We start from the raw sequence: 23,130 nt of genomic DNA on the forward strand, positions 1-23,130 counted from the left end.
CCTTATCCTACTTTCTCCATCTTGAAGAGGAGATTCTTAACTTCAGCGACAACATCATCAACAGTGAAGTCGAAGTTTTCTATAACAACATCAGAAGCTCCGGATTTTCCGAAACTGTCGATACCGATGATTTTACCGTCAAGGCCAACGATGTTAGCCCAACCGAGTGAACTTCCCATTTCAACTGCGATCCTACGACGTTGATTGTTAGGGAGAACACTTTCACGGTAGAGAACATCTTGTTGCATGAATTTGGCTTGATCAGGCATTGAAACGACACGTGTGAAGATGTTTTGAGCTTCAAGCTCTTTTTGTGCTTCCAATGTTAAAGCCAATTCTGTTCCGGTTGCCATCAGGATGGCTGACAATTTACCTTTTTCAAACGATGCAACGTAGCCACCGCGCTTTTCTAATAATGTGGCTGAATTGTCGCTTGGTAATTCGACGATATCTTGGCGGCTGAGGAACATTACTGTTGGACGGTCAACTGATTCAACGGCCATCTTCCATGCTGAAACAATTTCGTTAGGACTTCCAGGTCTAACTACATTTAAGTTAGGGATACTTTGAAGTCCGGCTAGTTGTTCGATAGGTTGATGTGTTGATCCATCTTGTCCAACGGCGATTGAATCGTGTGTGAAGATGTAGATGACTGGAAGCTTTTGTAGTGCACTCAATCTGATTGCGGCCTTCATGTAGTCTGAGAAGACTGCGAAAGTTGAACCGAATACTTTCAAACCACCGTGTAAGGCGATACCATTCATGATTGTGCTCATTCCGAATTCGTGAACACCGAAGGGGATGTTTTTACCTAATGGATTGTCAGCTGAGAATGTGCCACCATCGGTAATTTCTGTTTTAGTTGATGAGGCTAAGTCAGCAGCTCCACCGATCAAATTAGGAACTTGTTTAGCAAGGTCGTTCAAAGCTGTATGTCCAATGTTTCTACCACCAGCGGCAGTACCAACTTTGAATGTCTCTAGTTTGCTTTCATCTACTTTGACGTTGCTACCGAAGTCACGGAGAATTTCAGCTTTGTCAGAACTTGCATCGAATTCTTTTTCCCAAGCTTGATGAGCAGCAATTCCTCTGTCACCGACTTTTTCATGGAAAGAAGCTTCAATTTCAGCTGGAATTTCGAATGGTGCTAAGTGCCAATCCAAGTTATCTTCCAAAACACTCAAGGCTTCGTCATTTAATGGAGCGCCGTGAACTTTGTTTGTTCCTTCGTTGGGAGCACCTTCACCGATAATTGTTTGAATTTCGATGAATGCTGGATTTGGTGATGCTTTGGCTTTTGTGATAGCTGCGTCGATTGCATCGATGTCATCGCCATCTTCAACTAGGAAAGTATCGAATCCGTATGATGCAAAGCGTTGACGTTCGTTAGTTTTGAATGAACGACTTGTTGGTCCATCTAATGAAACTTCGTTTGAATCGTAGAGAACTACTAACTTGTTCAAGTTGTTTATTCCGGCAAATTCAGCAGCTTCATGAGAAATTCCTTCCATTAAGTCTCCATCGCCAACGATTGCGAATGTATTGTGGTCCATCAATTTTCCAAATTGTTTTTCTAATCTCTTTTGTGCGACTGCCATACCAACTGCCATCCCTAAGCCTTGGCCAAGTGGTCCAGTAGTTGCGTCAACACCAGGTGTAACTCCGAATTCGGGATGTCCTGGTGTACGTGATCCCATTTTTCTGAATGATTTAAGATCGTTGATACTTACGTCGAAACCTGATAAGTGGAGGTGACTGTATAGAAGAGCTGATCCATGTCCGGCTGATAAAACTAAACGATCTCGATTGATCCATTTTGGTGATGTTGGGTCTACTACTAAGTGTCTTGTTGCCAATGTGTATAACATTGGTGCGACGCTTAGTACGATTCCGGGATGACCTGAGTTTGCGTTTGAGATAGCGTCGATTGCTAACATTTTAAGTGCTTTTATATTTCGTGTGTCCTCTTCCATAATTGTTCTCCTCTTATAACATAATTTTTAGAATTCCTTTATTTCTTCTCTGTAGGCTGTTAGTTGTTCTTTTAATCTGCCTAAGTTATCTGTATCAAATTTATCTAAGATTGCCTTAGCAAGCTCGATTGCTACCATATGCTCGGCAATCACTGCTGCGGCTGTTACTGCGGTAGTGTCTGATCTTTCGATGCTGGCTTTGTGATCCTCATGTGTATCTATATCAACTGAGTGCATCGGACGATAAAGTGTTGGGATAGGTTTGACGACACCTCTTACGGCTATCATTTCACCAGTAGTCATGCCACCTTCGAAACCTCCCAAGTTGTCAGAGCCTCGATAAAATCCTTTATCTTCTGACCAAAAGATTTCATCCATTACTTCGCTACCAAATTTTTCTGAATTATTGAAGCCTCCTCCGAAATCAACTCCTTTAAAGGCATTGATTCCGACGATTGCTCTAGCAATTTTTGCATCCAGCTTATCGTCAGCTGTCACATAAGAGCCAAGACCGGCAGGAACACCAGTTGCGAAAACTTGAACTGTACCTCCAACGGTGTTGCCTTCTTTTTTAGCTTTATCGATGACAGCTTGCATTTCGTTATCAGTTTCTTCATCTAGTGTTCTAGTTTCGAAACTCTCTGTTTGTTGGCGTAAATCGTTTAGGGTATTAAACGCTGTTAGATGCTCCAACTTAGTTTTTGCAGGACCGATGTTTAAGACGAATCCGTGAACATCGATTCCTAATTCTTTTAATAGTTGTTTAGCAACAGCTCCAACTGCGACTCTCATAACTGTTTCTCTGGCTGATGATCTTTCCAAAACATTTCTCAAATCACTGAAATGACGATATTTCATTCCGCCAACTAAATCGGCATGTCCTGGTCTAGGTCTCATAACTTTTCTAACTGAATTTTCATCGGTGGCTGGTTCGTTAGGATCCATGATGCTGGCCCAGTGATTATGGTCATCGTTGTGAACGTTCAATGTAATAGGTGAGCCTAAAGTAGTTTGGTGTCTTACACCTGATAGAAATTTAACAGTGTCACTTTCAATAACTTGACGTTGACCACGTCCGTAGCCATGTTGACGACGAGATAATTCTTTATTTACATCTTGTTCAGTAAGATGAAGTCCTGAAGGAATTCCTTCAATAATTGCGATTTCTTCTGGTCCGTGGCTTTCTCCGGCAGTCATATATTTCATTTTGTATACCTCTTTGATTTTTAGTCTTTCTAAGCGCGGAGCGCTAATCTAGGTTTCTCGATAAACTCTGGTTCTTTTCAATCTGAACGTAAATGCCCTTGGCATTTGCGTAAGTCTCTCTATGTGCGAAGCACTTAGAGAGACTAAAATAGCGGCCAACTAAGTGTGAAGAAACACTTGGTCGGCCGCTAAATAAACAAACAGTCAATGAAAATAATGTCTTACTCAACCAAGTGTGATGTTAAAAGAATTCCACTCGATCAAGTAGTAAGCATCTTAAATTGCTACTATTCCACGAGTGCGCCGTGACCGACGCACCCTTGGGTGACTCGGTCACTTCTCGAAATAGTAGTAATACCATGATGAAGATATGCTTAACGGTTGATTGTTAACAGACATTATCATTATTAGTCCTGCTTTCATAAATTTAATCAATTTCTAATTTTCATATACAATAGCACAGGAATATCTGGGTTGCAAGCGACCTTTAGGCATTTTCTACTATTAGATTGAGTGTAATGTATATTTTTTTTATTCGATAGTTGTCGTAAAGCCCTTTTATTATAACGATTCTGGCATCTTTTTCATACAACAAATTATTTATAAAACTTTTTCAAGAAAAATTGTAAACTTGACTTAGGTCAATTCTATTTGGGTCAAAACCCCATACAATATGATTTGTAAGTTAGAAAGGGGAGCAAGAAAATGAAATTTAATATCTGGCTACAAAAACATCAAAATAAATTAACAGCAGTCATCGGAGTATTGATTGTTGTAAGTTTATTCTTTACATACTTAATTAAGATGGACTTAGTCGCAAACATCTTAATGATCATCGCAAGTATTATGGGAGCAATTCCTATCGCCTTGCACGCATTCTCAGCTTTGAAAAATAAAGTAATTAGTATCGATCTATTGGTAACAATCGCGGTTATCGGAGCTTTCATAATCGGTGAATATATAGAATCTGCCGTTGTTACCTTCTTATTCTTATTCGGTAATTACTTGGAACAGAGAACATTACAAAAGACACGTTCATCTGTTAAAGATTTGACACAAATGGCACCAACACAGGCCGAACTCATAGATGATGATGGAAATATTTCGACTGTGGATATTGATGACTTAGATGCCGGAGATCACGTTGTGGTCAAACCCGGTGGTCAAATTCCCGTTGATGGAAAAATCGTTGACGGAACTGGTTATGTGAATGAAGCTTCTATTACAGGTGAATCCGCACCTGTTGAAAAAGAAGATGGTGATCCAGTCTTTGCTGGCTCACTGATCGACAACGGAACAATCACTGTCGAAACATCAACAGTTGGTGAAGATACAACTTTCGGTAAAATCATCGAACTAGTTGAAGAGGCTCAAGATAGTCAATCACCAGCCGCAAGATTTATTGATAAGTTTGCTACATATTACACACCCGCAGTTTTGGTGATCGGTATTTTAGTTTGGATCTTCACACAAAACTTTGAATTGGCGATCACAGTCCTAGTGCTTGGATGCCCTGGTGCCTTGGTCATTGGTGCCCCAGTTTCAAACGTTGCCGGAATAGGTAACGGAGCCAAAAATGGTATCTTGATGAAAGGTGGAAATGCCGTAAATAGCTTTTCACACGTTGATACATTAGTTTTGGATAAGACAGGAACATTAACGACCGGTAAAATGACAGTTTCCAAGATGGACTCATTTGGTACAGATAAAAACGCTGATATGGCAATCCTTTCAGCAGTTGAAAGCAATTCAGATCATCCTTTGGGACGTGCTATCACTAAATTTGTTGCTAACGAAGGAATCAAGGATCTTCCAGAAATGCCAGAACTAGATACTGTTAAAGGTCAAGGAATGGTCGGAACAGATGACTCACAAGAGATTTTAGTTGGTAATGAAAGATTAATGCAAAATAATGGAGTAGAAATCACTCCAGAAAACAGAAAAGCAATCGATGCCAGATTAGATGATGGCGATTCTATCGTTATGATGGCAATTAACAAGGAAATCAGACTGATTGTCGGAGTTAATGATGAACTAAGGCCAGATGCATTTGAAGGTCTTACAGCTCTTAAGAAAGCCGGCATGACAAAAATCGTTATGTTGACTGGTGATAATAGATTGGCTGCACAACGTGTTGCTGAAAAATTACCGATTGACGAAGTTCATGCAGAACTATTACCTGAACAAAAAGTTGAATTCGTTAAACAATTTAAAGCCGAAGGTAGAAAAGTTGCCTTCGTAGGTGATGGGATCAATGATAGTCCATCACTAGCTACAGCTGATATTGGTATCGGAATGGGAACTGGTACAGATGTTGCCATCGATACAGCTGATATCGTCTTAGTTAAATCAAGTTTCAAATCACTCGCACATGCTTATATTTTGGCAAAGAAAACAGTTGCTAATACTAAAGAAAATATCACTATCGCTGTTGGTACCGTCGCATTACTTCTATTAGGTCTATTAGTTGGAGTTATCCAAATGGCCAGTGGAATGTTCGTTCACGAAGCAAGTATTTTAGTAGTTATCTTTAATGCGATGAGATTATTGAGATAAATTTGATTTTCTTGATATAGATCAATTTAATATCCGCAAATAGGTACTACTATAGAGTTAACGATTAAGGAGGAAACAAATTATGGCAAAAGCAATTTTACAATTAGGCGATTTAACATGCCCATCATGTATGACAAAGATTCAAAAGGCAGTACAAAATCAAGACGGTGTTTCCGATGTCAAAGTTTTGTTCAATGCTGGAAAAGTTAAAGCAGATTTCGACGAAGATAAAGTATCTGCTGATCAATTAGGTAAAGTAATCACTGAATTAGGATATGAAGTTAAAAAGATCAAAGTTAAGGAGATTGCATAATGACAGAACAAGCAACTATTGAATCAAAATTCGCAGCAGAACAAAAACAGGCCGATGCAGATCACCACAAACCGACTGCTGGTGCAATGACTAACCATGTTTTATCAAATCATGCAATTCTAAATACAAAGTTGCATCAAATCCAATGGTTCGTAAAAGGACCAAATGCTGAGAACTATAAGGCTGTTTTATCACAAGTTATTTATGAAAATTATGAATGGTTTGATAAGATTGCTGAACAACTTTTGGATGAAGGTGAGATTCCTTCTTCGACAACTGACGAGTACAAAGAATATACTATGTTAGAAGAACATGGTGAGAACAAATATTTGGATGCTGACGAAATGCTTGAAACAATAGTTCAAGATTTAGTTACTGATAATATGTTTGTCACACGTGCGATTAAATTAGCAGAAAAAGAAGACCGTCCAGCATTTCAAGAACTATTAGTCGAAATGTATGGTTGGAACAATCATCAGATCCGTGTATTCCAAGGATTACTTGGCAAGACTGCTACAGAAGGTCTTGAAGACGACGATGATGACGACGAATAAAATTTCCAGATAAGGAGCAATAATTATGGCAAAACTGGCTCATGAACATACAGGCGAAGACTGTTTAAGTTTGGTAACAATTTTCCAATCATTACCTGAAAAAGATTTGGCAATCGTGGCTGATATCGTATCAGCACACCACTTCAAAGCGGGCGAGTTCTTATATCAAGCTGGCGATGAAGCGAACGCCTTGATGATCGTAGCTCATGGACAAGCCAAGGTTTACCAAATTGCTGCTAACGGTAAGGAACAGATGTTGCGGATCCTTCAAACTGGTGAGTTCGACGGTGAAGCTGCACTATTCTCTAACTCCGAGAGAACAAGTTTTGCAGAAGCATTGATGGATACAGATGTTTGTCAGATTTCTAGAGGCGACTTCCAGAAACTGATGAAATCCTCCCCTGAGCTAGCTGTAAATATGGTCAATGCTTTTGGCCAACGGATCACTCAATTGGAGCAACAAACAACTGAAGTTACTACCGCAAGTGTGGAAAGTCGTTTGGCTAATTATCTTCTTGAAACTAGTGCTGGTTTGGATGATGCTCGGTTTACTCTTCCGCTAAAGAAGAAGGACATTGCTACTTATCTTGGCACTACTCCGGAGACTATTAGTCGTAAGCTTACTAAGATGGCTAGTGATAATTTGTTGGAAAACAAGGGTTTGCAGGTTAAGATTCTTGATTCTGATGGGTTGGCTATGTTGGTATAGGGTTTGGTTTTACTGCCGATTCCGAAGAGAAATCGATTGTTGCGGGGCTGGAACGTAGCTGGACCACTTGGAGCTTTCCCAAGTTCAGGGAAATCTTCAAGCTGGCCCTTTTGCTAAGTCGAGTTCCTCGCCTAAGCAAAATATAGCTACTGAGCCCCAATCGATTTCTCTTCTACATCTAGATAGAAATAACCACTAGTAATTTGTGGGATGGTCAGAACTGATTTTTTGGTCCTGACTATTTTTTTGTTTTAGGGGATTGGGTGAACAATGCGTGTATACTTGTTTTAAATTGAGGGGATGATACTTTGCATAAGGACTGGATTGAACTTGATAATTTGATTGCTGAGAACAATCGGCTTTGGGATGGTCATGTTGAGAGTGAAGCTGAAAAGGCTGAATTTATCAAATTTTTCAAGGCTTATAAAAAGAATCTTAAAAACGAAAAGAACTGATTCCTTATTTTGGTAATCAGTTCTTTTTGCATACTAGGGCGAATGTTAGTGGAATTTTTGGGTATTTTTTTGGAAGGATGTACCAGTCGTCTTTTTCTCTAAGGTATGGCAATGCTTTCCACTCAGTTTTGTCGTATTCTCCTAGAAACTCTATTGTTAAGCCTGCTTGTATCAGGCTATTGATGATTTCTTCGAAGGTGTGATTCCAATTGTGATTGGTTGTGTGTTTTATTTTGTGCTGGGAATTATCGGTGTATGAGCTATCACTTTCGTAGGTGTCGGTATTGCCTTCAAAATATGATGCTGTCACGTGCATTGATCCGAAATTTAAGGCCGCCAACATTGGGTGGTCGTCTCTTATCATGAATGTTCCACCGGATTTTAATAGTTCACTGATTGATTGTGCCCAGTCTGTTAGGTCTGGGAGCCAGGTTATTGTACCCATGCTAGTCACGATTGCGTCGAACTTCCTGTCGATTTTTTGGGAGGCATATCTTGCATCCCCTTGAACATATGTGATGGGTTCGGTAGCTTTTTTGGAAATTTCTCTGGCAAATTTCAGCGAGTTTTCAGAAAAGTCTAGTCCATATACTTGTTTTGCACCCAGACGTTTCCAAGACAGGGTATCGGTTCCGATGTGGCATTGGAGGTGTAATAAATCTAAATCGCTGATAGTTTTGCCAGGTAGAAAGGGTTTTAAGACTTCATAATCATGCTGTGTAGTGACTGATATTTCGTCGTGATCTTGGACCAATCCGTCTACGTCATAAAATTTTGATTGCATATGTATTTCTGCACGATCGTTCCAGTTTTCCTGATTATCGAGTATTTCTTTATTGTTATCAGACAAGTTGCTCACCTCATTAATATCAGACTAACAGATAAGTGATGGAATCCAAGCGATATACCAGATATACTTAATGAACAATCTAATGGAGGTGCTTACATGGATTCACGTAAAACTGGCTTCACTAATATTCAAAAGCTCGATCCCAGCATTATTGTTGAACTTCGCTACGCCACCATGAATAATTTTACTGGGCAAGTTATCTATGATTTTAACGTCGCAATCGCTCGAACGGGGACGGCTGAAAAGTTGGCAGTTGCCAGCAGAATTTTAAAAGAAAAAGGCTATCGTATCAAAGTTTGGGATGCCTATCGTCCGGTCGAAGCTCAGGAGAAGTTGTTCGAAGTATATCCTCATCCGGAATTTGTAGCTAAACCAAACCCTAATTTTTCGCATCAAAAGGGTGTCACATTTGATTTAACGATTTGTGATATGGATGGTAATGAAATGGAAATGCCAACTGAATTTGATGATTTCACTGAAGCTGCTTTTCGAAAATCTCCAAGAACTAAAATTCAAGATAACAATTATCAGATTTTAGATTCAGCTATGAAGCAAGCTGGATTTGTTGGTTACGAAAATGAATGGTGGGACTATCGAGATTCAGAAATGGACGAGTATGGTCCCAGTAGTGTCGATCCAAATGAATATTTTTAGAATGATTTATTTGTAAGAATTATTAATAAGCTAGTGATTCACTCCTTTTGAACTATGGTAATGTAATCTTCAAAGGCAAAAGGAGATAAAGATGGAAAGAATTGCTGTATACTGCGGAGCTTCAGAGGGTAACGATGATATTTATAAGGATGCTGCAATCAAGCTGGCTGACTACTTAGTCGATCATAAACTTGATTTGGTATACGGTGGCGGCGGAGTCGGTTTAATGGGGATTCTCGCCAAAGAAGTATTGAATAAAGGTGGCAAAGTTCTAGGAATCATGCCACATGAATTGGTTGATCGAGGGGCAGCCTGTGATGGATTGACAGTTTTAAAAGTTGTTGAAAATATGTCTGTTCGGAAAGAAAAAATGTTGGAGCTTTCTGACGGATGCATTGCTTTACCAGGTGGTCCAGGAACGCTTGAAGAAATTATTGAAGCTTTTTCATGGGCTCGTTTGGGTGACAACAGTAACCCCTGCGTGTTCTACAACGTAGATGGATATTACGATCCTTTGAAGCAAATGTTCGATGATATGACTGCTAAAGGTTTTCTGACTCAAGAAGATAATGACAAGTTATTTTTCTCAGATTCTCTCGATGATATTTGGATGTTCATGGAAACATACATCCCACCTAAGATTCGCGAATACGTCAAATAAAACTGATTTCTATTAAGGAATCAGTTTTTTTCATTTGGTTACCTTTGGGTTACAAAAAAGCCTTGTTCCTTCGTCAATTCTTGACTCTGGTACAAGACTTTTTTTCTTTTTAATCATTTAAAACTTTTTCTTTTGTTTCAGTTTTCACTTTTTCTTTTAATTCGATGCTATCTCTTTCTTTTTCCTGATCACTCTCAGCTTCGTTTCTTACTTTCTCTTTAACTAGGTAAGGGTCGGTGTGATTTACCAAGAATAGTGGGACTTTTTCTTCAGTTACATCGCTGAATTCTAGGCCATACCATAGGGCTGGGGGTAGTGTTAGGTTCTGCAACAATAGGCGTCCTCCTATTAGGAATCGGTCCCAACTTGCTAATTCTTCTTGGGCTCCTAGGTCTTGGAATTGTTCGTTTAGGATTACGAATTTGAACGATCCTACTCTGCGGTTGGGCATTACTGTATATTTTGGTGTCTGTGGGTCGATTACTTTATCGTCTAGCATGGCGTTTACTATTTGTCTGATGTAAATATTTACGTGCTGTGATTTTTTGAATCCTACGTTCAATTGAACATCCACCACGTTTCTGGTGTGCATCATATCTACAGTGTAATTACATTCATAGGGTTTATCGGTCTGATTTACTGTGATGAACCAGTATACTTTGGCTCTTTTTGGTTCTTGGTCCAAAATTGAATAGATTATGGCTCGTTTGATGGAATAATCTTCTCCAACTCGGCTGATGAACACCAGATTTGTAGCGTACATTGGTACGTTTTTATCCTGACTTAATTTCTGGAATTGGGGGACATAATCTATTAGGGAAACGGATTGACTCTCGTTTGAGTGATAATCGCGACGCTTGTTTCCGAAATACCAAATCACCATTATCATCAAGATCAGAGTGGTGATTATGATTGTTACATAGCCACCATGAATAAATTTTGTCAGGCTGGAGACTAGGAATAAGGTCTCCAATGTGAAGAAGAAACTTACGAAAATATTTGCCAGTAAGGGATGTTTTTTCATGATCAAAAATTGATGCAGAAGGATTGTTGTCATCAACATGGTCAAAGTAATGGCTAAACCATAAGCGGCCTCCATATGTTCAGAAGTCTGAAAGCTCCAAACTATTCCAATGGTTACTAAGCAAAGTGCCCAGTTGACTGTTCCAATATACAACTGACTTTTGATTTTCCCAGGGAATCTAACTCTTAGTCTTGGAAGCATTTTTAATCCAATTGCTTCTTCAACTAACGTGAAGGATCCGGTTATCAACGCCTGCGATGCGATGATTGCGGCAAACGTCGCAATGATTATCGCAGCGAATTTCATATTGCCTGGTAACATTTCGTAAAATGGATTTATGTTGGCAACATTGAAATATTGAGGATCAAGGTAGTGGTTGATGACCCAGGCACCTTGTCCGAGATAGTTAAGCATTAGCATTGTGCAGACAAAAGGCCAAGTTGCGTATATATTATATTTTCCAACTTGTCCCATATCGGAATACAGAGCTTCGGCACCAGTTGTTGCTAGGAATACACTACCAAGAATAAATATTCCAACGTGATTAACAGGACTTGTCAAAATTTTAACAGCGTAAATTGGTGATAGAGCTTTGAATATTGACCAGTCGTGCGTGATATTGATGAAACCAGCGACACCGATAAAACTGAACCAGATCAACATGATAGGTCCAAATGATTTACCAATATTCTCAGTTCCAAATTTTTGAATGATAAAAATTGTTAATAAAATTACTGTGACTAAAATTATGATAATACTTTGGTTGTTAGGAAGCACGAAACCACCAATTGTTTGACCTTTGAGACCTTCCATGGCAGAAGTGACAGTAACAGCTGGAGTCAAAGTTCCGTCCGCAAGTAGAGCCGAGCCGCCAATCAAAGCAGGAATGACCAGCCATTTTTTTGAACGAACTAAGGCATAGAGAGCGAAGATACCACCTTCAGAATGGTTGTCAGCCTTCATAGCGATTCCAATATATTTGATTGTAGTTATCAGCATTAGAGTCCAAAAAATCAGAGAAATCGAGCCGATGATGTATTCAGGAACAGCCTGTTGCATTTTCCCGGCATCATGAATAATGGCATTCATAACGTAAAGTGGAGAAGTACCAATGTCTCCATAAACAATGCCTAAAGTAATCAACATGCCAAGTTTTGAAAATGAGGAAATCTTTTTAATAGCCATTTGTATCACCTCATATGCAATTAGGATACTAGTATGTTGTTATTAATTTATCAATTATAATGAACTATATTTCATCATTATTTTTATCATGCAAATTGTCGATCGTATTAACCAGCATACCAGCCATACTTATTTACAAGAAATCATAAATAGAATCAAAAAAAGTGCCCGAAAACGAAAGTTTTCAGGCACTTTTTGCTATAATACTTAACCTTGATTTCAAGCTAACCTAAATCTGAACATCAAACAAAAAATAAATACAAATCAGGCGCAAGAGTTTCTATCTAGATGTAGAAGATAAATCGATTTGGGCCAAGTGGTGAAATTATTCTTGCGTACGAAGTACGCTTAGAATAAGGTCAAGTTTCAAGACTTACGAAGTAAGGCTCGAAATTGTGCCCACCACGTCACGGCCCAAAAATCGATTTATCTTCGGAATCGGAAGCAAAAGCCTCTAAACCGTTAAACCAGGGAATGCTTAGACGCTTCCTCTGTATAATCAATCTCTTTAATACGAGAACGACGGCGAGTATAGAATAGAAAACTCAAGAATCCGAACACAGCAGTAATACCAACCAACACGAGAATCTGAGGTAAAGCATTACTACCGATCATCAGAGTTGCACGGAAACCATCCACGGAGTAACTCATAGGTAGCCATGGATGCAGTTTTTGGAAGAACCCGTTCGTTAATTGAATAGGGTAGGTCCCGGCAGATGCTCCAAGTTGTAGCACCAGCAATATCATACTGATGAACGACCCAACCTTACCGGCAACTAGGTTGAGCCAGGAGACAATTGCCATGAATACCAGGCCGGTGAAGAATACCATGAAGAAAGTTGCGATTGGATGAATTGGAGCCAATCCGTCGATAACTTTCAATAGGATATAAACAACGATACTCTCAGCTAAGACGAATCCTGCCATTAGGGATGCCTTGCTGACCCACCAAGCGAATCCGCTGTGAGGGTATTTACGTGGAGTGTACATATCGAACATCAAGTTGAACGCTAAGGCACCAATGAACAATGATACAGAAAGCATATATGGTGTCATACCAGTACCATTATTTGGCGCGTCATCACGTTCAGTGTGAGTTGTTTTAGTTGGTTGTGCGACTTGATCATAAGTCAGTTTTGACGGATTGATTTTTGACTCTTTAGCGCCATTGGCGAGTTGAGTTGATAAATCGTTGCTTCCATCGTAGACTTGGCCGAGTCCTGAACCCATCTGTGTGGATCCCGAATGTAGCTGGTCAGCACCGCTAGAAATTTGTGTGGCGCCACTGGCTAATTGTCCTGCACCAGATGTCAATGTGGAGTTGTTAGCGGATAATGTATTCAATCCAGAATTAAGTTGCGTTGCGCCAGTAGCTAATTGTGAAACGCCACCTGTCAACGTTGGAACTTGACTGTTTAGACTTGATAACCCGCTGTTTAGGGAATTGGCACCATTATTCAAACTTGCGTTGTTGCTGACAAGTTGGCTAGTTCCAGCAGATATTTGACCTGTACCACTGGCTAGTTGTTGGCTGTTTGAACTCAATTGTCCAATGCCTTGAGAAAGCTGGTTCATACCTGACGAGGCAGACTGGATCTGAGTTGTCAGAGCAGCTGAATTTTTGGCCAGTTCAGCGATGACGGTTGTTATATCATTATTTGCCGTTGCCTGTGTGCTCGAGAGTGAATCAATATCTGCACTCAGCGCATTGGCTGATTTCTTCAAAGCACTTGTGTCAGTGGTTGAAGTATCATTGGTTCCTTCAACGGCCGACAACATGGCGGCTTTTTGATCAGCGGTCAGACCTTTTTGGTCAGCGGCTGCGGATACTCGACTTTTAATGCTGTCTTTTTGATTCTGACTTTGATTATCGATTTCAGTTTGAAGACTCTCTAAATCAGATTTCAACGCTGAAGATTTTGTAGTACTGTTTTCATTCAATTGTGATTTGAGATCTGTTAATGAACTGCTCAAATCATTTAATTGACTACTACTTGTACTGCCATTTCCAACTTGCTCGAGTTGTTTCGTCAAAGCGTCACTGGCTGTCGCAATTTGACTTAGTCCAGAATCGAGCGTGTTGGCATTAGTAGCCAATGTTCCGGCTCCGGATACTAGTGAGCTAGTCCCATTATTTAAGGAATCAGCAGCTGTGTTCAACTGGCTAACACCGGAAGTATAGTTTTGAACTCCTGATGCTAATTTTTTACCACCTGTTGAAAGCTGGCCAACTCCACTTGATAGAGAAGAAGTACTACTGTTCAGCTGGTTCAATCCAGTTGCTAGAGTAGAGCTTCCGTTCGCTGCTGATGAAACTCCCTGGACGTAGGTGTTTAAACCATTATTCAAAGTATTTGCACCATTTGCGAACGTCAGTGAACTAGATGATAAAGTATCGAGGCCACTTGTCATTGTGTTATTGGCTGACACCAGCTTTTCACTACCAGTTGCCAATTTATTACTACCTTTGGCTGCCGTATCCATACCGTTACTTAGCTTCTTGATGGAAGCAAACATGGTTTTGGAATACGTTTTAGTGACTTCTTCAGAAACAGATTGGGCGACCTGTTTTGCTGCAGAAGCGGTCATTTTTGAGGCTATATAGTTATGGCCAGCGCTCGTTTCATAATGTAAAACCATTTTCTTAGGATTTTTCTTCATTAAAGTAGTAGCATTTTTTGAGAAATTCTTTGGTATGGTAATCGCCATATAATATTTCCCGTTGGCTAGACCTTTGGATGCCTCTGAACCACTTTTTACTACTTCGAAATCCATCGCTGAGGATTTCTTGAGGGTCTTGCTTAAATCTTTACCAACGGCTAAATTTGTACCTTGGTAATTTGTGGACTCGTCGTGATTTACGACTGCCACGGGAATCTTGTTCAGCATTCCGTAAGGATCCCACATGGATTGTAAGAAAGTTACGGAGTAGATTGATGGTATGAAGATGATTGCTATCATAACGATCATCATGAACTTGTGCTTAGCAAGATATTTCCATTCAGCTCGAATCATATCATTCCTCCATTTCTTCTTTTCATCAAGCAAGATAATACACACTTGTGTAGTAAGATACTATAGGGATTAATAGAGTAATTCAACCACATATTACCATGTTATGTGGCTTAAATGGTTATTTAATATTAAAGCGTTCCCATAAAATATATATTTTTGGACGAAAAAAAGACCGCCACTTTTATGAGGGCGGTCTTCTGATTTAGGGGAGGTAAAGAATAATACTTCAGTGTCTTGCACTGATCCCTGAATTTTTATCAATGAATTACTGCGGAATAAAACATTGGTGAGTTATCGTATCTGAGGAGTTTCTACAACTTAACTTACTGAACACTGATGAGTCAGTGCTTGGATGGCAGTGAGTGCGTTTTCGAAAAAATAATATAGTGATAATGAAATAGCTCTACAGGGAGATTAATCTTTAAATAACACATGTGATACGGAAGGACCAACGATAGTTGAACAATTCTGAAAAATTGTAGTAAAGAATCGTCACCTATTCCTTAAATGTATTATATAATATTAATAATTAATACACATGTGTGTAGAATACAGTAAAATTTTAGATAGAAAATATCAACCACATATTTTCCAAATATGAGTATTATTGTAAATTTAACATTTTAAATGGAGACATAACAATGGCAGTAGTAGACAGACGTGTTCAAAAAACAAATAAAGCATTGAGGGACGCCTTCCGAGATTTATCTAGGGATAATAGATATCGCGATATCACCGTCAAAGCTTTGACTGAAAAGGCGGGAATCAATCGAAAGACTTTTTATCTACATTATGATTCTATTGATGATTTTGTTAATACTTTCGTTGATGAATTATCAAATCAATTATTAACCATCATTACTCAGAGACCTGTTGGCGAAACAATGTCAATTTCCGGACGAATTTTTGATGATGTTTTTGACTATTTTGACCGCTCAAGAGATTTCCTGACTTTCTTAATGATGTCAGATGAATACAGTTTTTTATCAAGGCAAGTGGAAAATAATGTTGCTGCTGGTTTTGCGAAAGCTTTACGAGATTGGTACCATATTTCAAAATTGGATGCGACAATCATCTCGAGCTTTATGATCCGTAATGTCACGATGCTTTTTAGAATGTATTATCGTGGACAAGCCAAGTTTACTAAAGAGGAATTCAAGAATTATTTATTACGACTCGATTTTTCGGGTGTCCAATCATTTATCAATAAAGAACAATAGAAACAACTATTTAGGTTTCGAGAAACGCTATCAGTTCGGTAACGTCGCTCGGAACCTTTTTTTAATAAAAACTCGATTTATCTTATAAGAATTTAATTTAGCTTATTTGAGTTATTCAATTTTTGAAGTGGTTGATATTTAACCGACATGTGAGTATTTAAAGAAAGGAAAATATTCTTCCATTGAATGATGGTCAAATTACCATTACAATTAAATTAATTTATTTCTAATTATTTAGGGGGCTGACAGATGGATTATTCTTATTTCCAAATTAGTGAACAAGCGCTGGAAGTGGTTTTTCCCGAGCAGATAGATGTCCAAGAGAATAAGTTGATTCAGTTGGTGGCTCGAAAGTTGATTGAAGAAAAAGCTGTCGGTGTGATTGGTGTGATTCCGGCATATCATACTTTGACGGTCAATTTTGACTATGACTTAACTTCTTATCACGACTTGATCGATGAGATCGACACTTTGATCGAAACTTCAGACAGTGAACAATCGACTGAAAAAACTATCGTTGAGTTGCCTGTTTGTTATGACCGCGAGTTTGGTCCTGATCTGGATGACGTTGCCAATTTTGCTTCTATTAGTGTGGATGAGTTGATTAAATTACATTCGAGTACGGATTACTTCATATATATGATGGGATTTTTGCCGGGATTCGCCTACATGGGATCAGTCCCAGAAAACATTGCCATGCCGAGACTGGAAGTTCCACGTAAGAAAATTGCTCCAGGTTCAGTCGGTATTGCCGGAGCACAAACAGGCATGTATCCAGTCGAATCACCAGGCGGCTGGCGCTTGATCGGTCGTACGCCGGTAAAATTATATGATGTCACTGATCCAGTTTTGAAGTACAAATCTGGCGACTATATTAGATTTAAGCCAATAACCAAAGATGAATACTTCGCTATTCAGGCTCAAGATGAAGCTGGAGAATATCAGTTGAACGTTATCAAGGAAGGTGGGGAATCTAATGATTGATTTTGTAAAAATTTTAAATCCAGGATTGTCCACTACTATCCAAGATAGAGGACGAACGGGCCATCAAATAGAAGGATTCCCTGAGTCTGGAGCAATGGATAGATTCAGCTTTCGACTGGCTAATATGTTGGTCAACAATCCATTGAGTACGGCTGGATTGGAGTTTGTTTTAGCTGGTCCAACGATGAAATTCAGTTGTGATACGTTTATCGCCATTACTGGGGGTAAATTGAAGGCAACGTTGAATAATAAACCAATCGAACAGAATCGCGCCGTTCAAGTATCAGCCGGATCGATTTTGAATGTTGGGCAAATGACAGAAGGAAACTATGGATATATTGCTTTCGCTAATGGTGGTGTTACCACTCGCCCAGTTTTAGACAGTTGCTCGACAACTTTGAGAACTGGTATGGGTGGTATCGACGGTACTGCCTTGCAGCATGGTGATAATGTTCCAATAATTGAAAGTGTTGTCATGCCGAGCCTCAATGCTAGAAAAATTTCCTTACAACCTGAACAAATACAGGACGTTCATTTTGTTGAAGGTCCGCACTGGAACATGTTTTCAGAAGCTGCTCATAAGCAATTCTCAAATCAGGAGTATGAAATCTCTGAACAGATGGATCGAATGGGATACAGATTATCAGGTGAACCATTAGAAACGCCAGAAAAGAGTCTACTTTCTGAAGGAACTGTTTTTGGAAACATCCAGATAACTCGTGACGGTAGCCCAATTGTCTTGATGGCTGATCGCCAGACCACCGGGGGTTATCCAGTTATCGGAACAGTAATTGCTGCCGATTTAGTGGATTTGATCCAGACTCGCCCAGGTGTGAAATTCCGTTTTGTCAAAGTAGGTTTAGATGAGGCTATGGATAAATTAGTCGCTAAACGGAAAATTTTGAATGATACTTTTATTAAATTTTATGAAAATAGATACGATGAACCGATAGGTCCAATTAGAAGAAAATCGGTCAGAATTGAAAAATTGATCAAACAAAGTAAGTAGAAGGGACGTATATCAATGGAGTTAGATAGAGTAAAAGCACTGATAAAAATGTTGCAGGATGCTAACCTTAGCCATTTAGAAATCGATGACAAACAAGGACATATTATTTTGAAGCAGAAATTGTCTGAACCTGCCACACAGACAGTAGTTCCAACAGTCTCACAACAAGCAGAAGTTGAAGCTGAAAGAACTATCAATGCACCATTTGTTGGTACATTTTATGTTTCAGAGCAACCTGATAAAGCTCCAATGATCAAAGCTGGAGACACTGTTGCAGTTGGGCAGTCAGTCGGAATAATTGAAGCCATGAAAATGATGAATGAAGTCAAATCCGAAGTTGAAGGAACTATCGACAAAGTTCTCGTTTCAAATGGGGAGACCGTTGAATTCGATCAACCACTATTTACTTTGAAAGATTGAGGTGTGACATTTGGAAAAAATATTGATTGCAAACCGTGGTGAGATTGCCATTCGTATTATTCGTGCTTGCAAAATCTTGAATATTCCGAGTGTTGCAGTTTATTCGACCGCGGACAAAACGGCGATGCACGTTGCGATGGCCGATGAATCAGTCTGCATAGGTGGACCCAATCCTGAGGATAGTTATTTGAATCAGGAAAGCTTGATCTCCGCTGCACAGATAACGCAAGCAGATGCCATCCATCCTGGATACGGTTTTTTGTCAGAAAATGCTGATTTTGCCAAATTGTGCGAGGATTCCAATATCAAATTCATTGGTCCTAGCTCAAAAGTTATTTCGATAATGGGTGAAAAAGCTGCCGCCCGTGAAACGATGATAAAAGCTGGAGTTCCAGTAATTCCCGGAAGTGATTCAGATTTTTTGAGCTTTGAAGATGCCAAGCACGCTGCTGAAGAAATTGGCTATCCGGTCATGCTCAAAGCTAGTGCCGGTGGCGGTGGTAAAGGGATGCGTGTCATTACTTCACCAGACGATTTTGAAAACCAATTTAATCTTGCTCAGTCAGAGGCACAGAGTGCTTTCGGTGATGGTCATATGTATGTCGAAAAATATCTAGCACATCCGCGTCACATTGAAGTTCAGATTGCAGCAGATAAATTCAATAACGCCGTTGCAATAGGTGAACGTGATTGCAGTTTGCAGCGTCGTCACCAGAAAGTAATCGAAGAAGCTCCAGCTTATGCTTTGGACGAAGAGACCCGTGAACAAATGTACGATGTCTCAGTTCAGGCTGCCAAGGATATTCATTATGAAGGCCTTGGTACGATGGAGTTTTTATTTGATGGACCAGGCAAATTCTACTTTATGGAAATGAATACGCGTGTTCAGGTCGAACATCCAATTACTGAATTGACGACTGATGTTGATTTAGTCGACCTTCAAATAAAAATTGCACAAGACGAACCATTACCATTTGCGGAAGTTACAAGAAAAAACTTTGCCTTGGAATGTCGTGTAAATGCTAAGACTGCCGGAAAAATTGATGCATTACATTTGCCAGCTGGACATGGAATCAGAGTTGATAGTGCTTTGTATCAAGGCTACTCTGTCCCAGCAAATTACGATTCAATGATCGCAAAAATTATTTCATATGGACCAGATCGAGCCACAGTTATCACGCAGATGTCTGAGGCAATAAATGAGACAGTTATCGCCGGCATCGCAACAAATCTAGATTTCCTTTCACAAGTATTGCAAGAACCTGAATATTTGACTAACAATACTGATATCGGTTGGTTAGATAAGTTAACGAAATCAAATTAGTGGGGATTTTTATCAAACATACTCCGCGACACTTGTTAGTTACAGATATTCAAAACAAAACATTTAGGGGGTTAGAAAATGGCAACTATAGATTTAAATAGTGATTTAGGTGAGGCTTTTGGTAGATATAGCCTCGGTCGTGATTCTGAAATAATTCCACTTGTTAGTTCAGTTAATGTCGCTTGTGGTTATCACGCCGGTGATTCTGATGTGATGGCACAAACAGTTGAGTTAGCCGAAGAAGCTGGTGTCGGTATCGGAGCTCATCCTGGATTTCCAGATCTACAGGGGTTCGGCCGTCGCAAGATGGACATGAAACCTGCTGAAGTACAACATATGGTGACATATCAAGTTGGTGCCTTGCTGGCATTTACGAAGTCGAAGAAGCTACATCATGTTAAACCGCATGGAGCATTGTATAATGCAGCTGTCAAGGATCATGATTTGGCCGTCGCAATCTGTAAAGGTATTGCCCAAGTAGATGGTGATTTACCGATTTATGGATTGGCTAATAGCGAATTGATCTCGGCTGCAAAAGAAGTTGGCATTCCTTTTGCACAGGAAGCCTTTGGTGATAGAAACTACAATGCTGACGGGACTTTAGTAAGTAGAAGTTTGCCCGATGCTGTGATAAAAGACCCAAAACAAGTTGCCAAACGAGTTGCTCTAATGATAAATAATCAAGAAATAATTGCTCTAGACGGGACTAAGATTCCGTTAAAGCCTGATTCCATCTGTGTTCATGGAGACAATCAGGCGGCATTGGATATTGTTAAAGAATTGAGAAACGGATTATCGGAAGCTGGGATTGAAATAAAAACTTTTTAATATATGAATAGGGGAAACTGCATGAAAAAAGAAGAAGAAGTAGTTAAGGAGATTCCGTCAGCCGGCCGCTCACCGAGAAGTATTGCGATGGGTGCGGCATTCTTAATGGCGATGGCTGCAGTTGGACCAGGTTTCTTAACACAAACTGCTACCTTTACTGGGCAAATGGGTGCCAATTTTGGATTTGCCATTTTGCTATGTATCATCGTCGACTTCGTGGTTCAAATGAACGTTTGGAGAATCATCGTTGTCAGCGGAAAACGTGCTCAGGTTATTGCTAATGAAATTTTGCCTGGACTAGGTTATGTACTGTCATTTCTAGTGGCCGCCGGTGGCTTACTATTCAACATCGGTAATATTGGTGGAGCCGGATTAGGGCTGAATGTGTTGTTCGGGATATCTCCCGAAAATGGTGCGATAATTGCCGCCTGCTTTGCTATAGCAGTTTTCGTAGCCAAGAATGCGATGACAGTCATGGATCGAACTGTTCAAGTTTTAGCCGTCGTTAAAATCACCATTTTGATTTATATAATGTGTGTCATGGCCGTTCCTTATAAAGCTGCCGTTACACATACATTTATGCCGACAAATATCGACTTTTATTCAATCGTTACTATCGTTGGTGGTACTGTTGGTGGATATATTTCATTCTCAGGTGGCCACCGTCTGATTGAAGGTGGGCTCACTGGTAAAAAAGAATTGAAATACGTCAATGAAGGTGCAATTACTGGTATTGGTGTCGCATCGCTGATCAGAATTTTGCTATTCCTTGCCGGTTTGGCCGTTGTTACAGTTGGATACAAACTGGATCCAGCTAATCCAGCAGCTTCGATTTTCAAATATGCTGCCGGTAACTTTGGTTATAAATTCTTTGGTATTTTGTTATTCGCTGCAGGGATGACATCGACTTTAGGATCGACATTCACTTCGATTTCATTCTTGAATTACACGCACACGGCAAAATCAGAAATGAAGTTGGCAAGATATAATCGTGCGATAGTTGTAGCATTTATCGTGATTTCAGCCGCCATCTTCTACTTCATTGGAAATCCAGCAAAGGTTCTAGTCGTTGTTGGTGCCATCAATGGATTTATCCTGCCAATCTCACTTTCAATTCTGTTGATTGCTGGATATAAGAAAAAAATAATCGGTGATTATCATCATCCATTATTCTTGGCTATCACTGGTTGGATAGTTGTCGCATTTATGTTATTTGCTAGTATTGAAACATTAATTAAGTTATTTTAAATATACTTTAGTTATTTCTCCACTGTTGAAGCAGTGGAGATTTTTTTTGTCATCTTTTATTACTAGAGACCCATCTGATTTTATCTTCTCTGCTGTACCAACGATGTGCTGATTACCATTGACCAGTTCAACACGCTTTCCGATAGTGCCACAAAATCGGATGTATTCGGCTAGAAAATTTTCAGCATGATTGATTTTGAAGAACTCATTTACAATATCAGCAATTATTTTGTTTCTATTTACTGTGACCGAGTCGGTGATGGAACTGGCAATGTCTTGAATCTCTAGTGGAAAATCGGTTGTGTTGAGATTGACTCCGATGCCAAGAATTACATAAGCGATGCCATTTTTGCCGTCATTAATAGATTCCGCAAGAATTCCGGAAATTTTTTTATTATTTAACAAAATATCATTGATCCACTTAATTTTTAAATCAGCATTGGGAAAATTCAGCCGTAATGCTTTAACAGTGGAAACGCAGGCTTTCAAGGTCGGCAAGTCGGTCTCAATCTTATTTATTGGTAGAAGTAGGCTCATGTAGATTCCAGTGTTAGAAGGTGAGTAGAAGTCACGTTTGAATCGGCCGTATCCCGCTGTTTGATGGTCGGCAACTATCAAGATGGCAGTATCTGGGCGTTTTTCAGCAAGCTTTTTTGCATAGTCATTAGTCGAATTTATTTCGTCGAATGTCAGGATATTTAAGCCGGAATTCAGATACTTAGCTATTTCATTTTTGGCGAGAATTGTATTAGTCATGAGAACTCCTTTATCCAATTATTCTATCATTTATAGTTTTGGACCATTTTTCGAAAATATTTTTATGTATTGTCAGAAGATTATCCCTAGATTTCAAGGAGTAAAATATTTACAAGCAAATTTTTAAATGGGTACTGCTTTATTGATTATTATTCAGAATGCTTTTTATATGGCTGACCGTCACAA

At 39.4% G+C, this 23,130-nt stretch carries 20 protein-coding genes; 14 read left to right on the forward strand and 6 right to left on the reverse strand.

From position 1 onward, the window contains the following. Window positions 1–2: 2 nt before the first annotated feature. Complete coding sequence (gene tkt / locus EKM63_RS06160; RefSeq protein WP_125704787.1) at window positions 3–1,973, reverse strand: transketolase; 1,971 nt, start codon at window positions 1,971–1,973, stop codon at window positions 3–5. 27 nt (window positions 1,974–2,000) lie between these two features. Beyond that, complete coding sequence (gene aroC, locus EKM63_RS06165) at window positions 2,001–3,179, reverse strand: chorismate synthase (RefSeq protein WP_125704788.1); 1,179 nt, start codon at window positions 3,177–3,179, stop codon at window positions 2,001–2,003. 705 nt (window positions 3,180–3,884) lie between these two features. Here aroC and EKM63_RS06170 point away from each other — a divergent pair. The 5 genes from EKM63_RS06170 (at window position 3,885) to EKM63_RS11300 (ending at window position 7,766) form a co-directional block, all read left to right on the forward strand. Then, window positions 3,885–5,735, forward strand: coding sequence for a heavy metal translocating P-type ATPase (locus EKM63_RS06170; protein WP_125704790.1), 1,851 nt, complete (start codon window positions 3,885–3,887; stop codon window positions 5,733–5,735). 82 nt (window positions 5,736–5,817) lie between these two features. Further along, a complete protein-coding gene (locus EKM63_RS06175; RefSeq protein ID WP_125704792.1) occupies window positions 5,818–6,048 on the forward strand; it encodes a heavy-metal-associated domain-containing protein in 231 nt (76 codons plus the stop codon). Beyond that, on the forward strand, window positions 6,048–6,602 hold the full coding sequence (locus EKM63_RS06180; protein ID WP_125704794.1) for a ferritin-like domain-containing protein: 555 nt from the start codon (window positions 6,048–6,050) through the stop codon (window positions 6,600–6,602). Before EKM63_RS06175 ends, EKM63_RS06180 begins: the two co-directional genes overlap by 1 nt. 25 nt (window positions 6,603–6,627) lie before the next feature. Beyond that, window positions 6,628–7,311 carry a Crp/Fnr family transcriptional regulator gene (locus tag EKM63_RS06185; RefSeq protein ID WP_172968611.1) on the forward strand — a complete coding sequence of 228 codons (684 nt, stop codon included), beginning with the start codon at window positions 6,628–6,630 and terminating at the stop codon, window positions 7,309–7,311. A 308-nt stretch (window positions 7,312–7,619) separates the two neighbouring features. Further along, a complete protein-coding gene (locus EKM63_RS11300) occupies window positions 7,620–7,766 on the forward strand; it encodes a hypothetical protein (protein ID WP_153494198.1) in 147 nt (48 codons plus the stop codon). Between the two features lie 16 nt (window positions 7,767–7,782). On the opposite strand, the gene EKM63_RS06190 is transcribed toward EKM63_RS11300, so the two are convergent. After that, entirely contained in the window at window positions 7,783–8,616 is an 834-nt protein-coding gene (locus tag EKM63_RS06190; protein ID WP_225418266.1) for a class I SAM-dependent methyltransferase, read from the reverse strand. Window positions 8,617–8,712: 96 nt separating this feature from the next. Here EKM63_RS06190 and EKM63_RS06195 point away from each other — a divergent pair, with 96 nt between their 5' ends. Next, window positions 8,713–9,270 carry a M15 family metallopeptidase gene (locus EKM63_RS06195; protein WP_125704796.1) on the forward strand — a complete coding sequence of 186 codons (558 nt, stop codon included), beginning with the start codon at window positions 8,713–8,715 and terminating at the stop codon, window positions 9,268–9,270. A 91-nt stretch (window positions 9,271–9,361) separates the two neighbouring features. Beyond that, window positions 9,362–9,931: an LOG family protein gene (locus EKM63_RS06200; RefSeq protein WP_125704797.1), complete on the forward strand. Its 570-nt coding sequence runs from the start codon at window positions 9,362–9,364 to the stop codon at window positions 9,929–9,931. Between the two features lie 109 nt (window positions 9,932–10,040). Here EKM63_RS06200 and EKM63_RS06205 read toward each other — a convergent pair whose 3' ends face one another. Next, the gene (locus EKM63_RS06205) at window positions 10,041–12,140 is read right to left on the reverse strand and encodes a KUP/HAK/KT family potassium transporter (protein ID WP_125704799.1); all 2,100 of its coding nucleotides are present in this window, start codon (window positions 12,138–12,140) and stop codon (window positions 10,041–10,043) included. Window positions 12,141–12,602: 462 nt separating this feature from the next. Then, window positions 12,603–15,155, reverse strand: coding sequence for a YhgE/Pip domain-containing protein (locus tag EKM63_RS06210; protein WP_125704801.1), 2,553 nt, complete (start codon window positions 15,153–15,155; stop codon window positions 12,603–12,605). A gap of 641 nt (window positions 15,156–15,796) precedes the next feature. Between EKM63_RS06210 and EKM63_RS06215 the strand changes: the two genes are divergently transcribed. From EKM63_RS06215 to EKM63_RS06245, 7 genes are all read left to right on the forward strand, one after another. Next, window positions 15,797–16,375 (forward strand): TetR/AcrR family transcriptional regulator, encoded by a 579-nt coding sequence (locus tag EKM63_RS06215; RefSeq protein ID WP_125704803.1) that lies wholly within the window; start codon window positions 15,797–15,799, stop codon window positions 16,373–16,375. 249 nt (window positions 16,376–16,624) lie between these two features. Then, a complete protein-coding gene (gene pxpB / locus EKM63_RS06220; RefSeq protein ID WP_125704805.1) occupies window positions 16,625–17,359 on the forward strand; it encodes a 5-oxoprolinase subunit PxpB in 735 nt (244 codons plus the stop codon). Then, the gene (locus tag EKM63_RS06225) at window positions 17,352–18,368 is read left to right on the forward strand and encodes a 5-oxoprolinase subunit C family protein (RefSeq protein ID WP_125704807.1); all 1,017 of its coding nucleotides are present in this window, start codon (window positions 17,352–17,354) and stop codon (window positions 18,366–18,368) included. Before pxpB ends, EKM63_RS06225 begins: the two co-directional genes overlap by 8 nt. Before the next feature lie 15 nt (window positions 18,369–18,383). Continuing rightward, on the forward strand, window positions 18,384–18,788 hold the full coding sequence (locus EKM63_RS06230) for an acetyl-CoA carboxylase biotin carboxyl carrier protein (RefSeq protein ID WP_125704809.1): 405 nt from the start codon (window positions 18,384–18,386) through the stop codon (window positions 18,786–18,788). Between the two features lie 10 nt (window positions 18,789–18,798). After that, complete coding sequence (locus EKM63_RS06235; RefSeq protein WP_125704811.1) at window positions 18,799–20,112, forward strand: acetyl-CoA carboxylase biotin carboxylase subunit; 1,314 nt, start codon at window positions 18,799–18,801, stop codon at window positions 20,110–20,112. A gap of 78 nt (window positions 20,113–20,190) precedes the next feature. Further along, the gene (locus EKM63_RS06240) at window positions 20,191–20,940 is read left to right on the forward strand and encodes a LamB/YcsF family protein (RefSeq protein WP_125704812.1); all 750 of its coding nucleotides are present in this window, start codon (window positions 20,191–20,193) and stop codon (window positions 20,938–20,940) included. 21 nt (window positions 20,941–20,961) lie between these two features. Further along, window positions 20,962–22,188 (forward strand): NRAMP family divalent metal transporter, encoded by a 1,227-nt coding sequence (locus tag EKM63_RS06245; RefSeq protein ID WP_125704814.1) that lies wholly within the window; start codon window positions 20,962–20,964, stop codon window positions 22,186–22,188. Here the strand turns inward: EKM63_RS06245 and EKM63_RS06250 are convergent. Then, complete coding sequence (locus EKM63_RS06250) at window positions 22,180–22,944, reverse strand: biotin--[acetyl-CoA-carboxylase] ligase (RefSeq protein ID WP_125704816.1); 765 nt, start codon at window positions 22,942–22,944, stop codon at window positions 22,180–22,182. The two genes, EKM63_RS06245 and EKM63_RS06250, sit on opposite strands and share 9 nt — an antisense overlap. Between the last annotated feature and the right edge of the window lie 186 nt (window positions 22,945–23,130).

It is taken from the genome of Companilactobacillus mishanensis, from assembly GCF_003946505.1.
Lineage (GTDB): Bacteria > Bacillota > Bacilli > Lactobacillales > Lactobacillaceae > Companilactobacillus > Companilactobacillus mishanensis.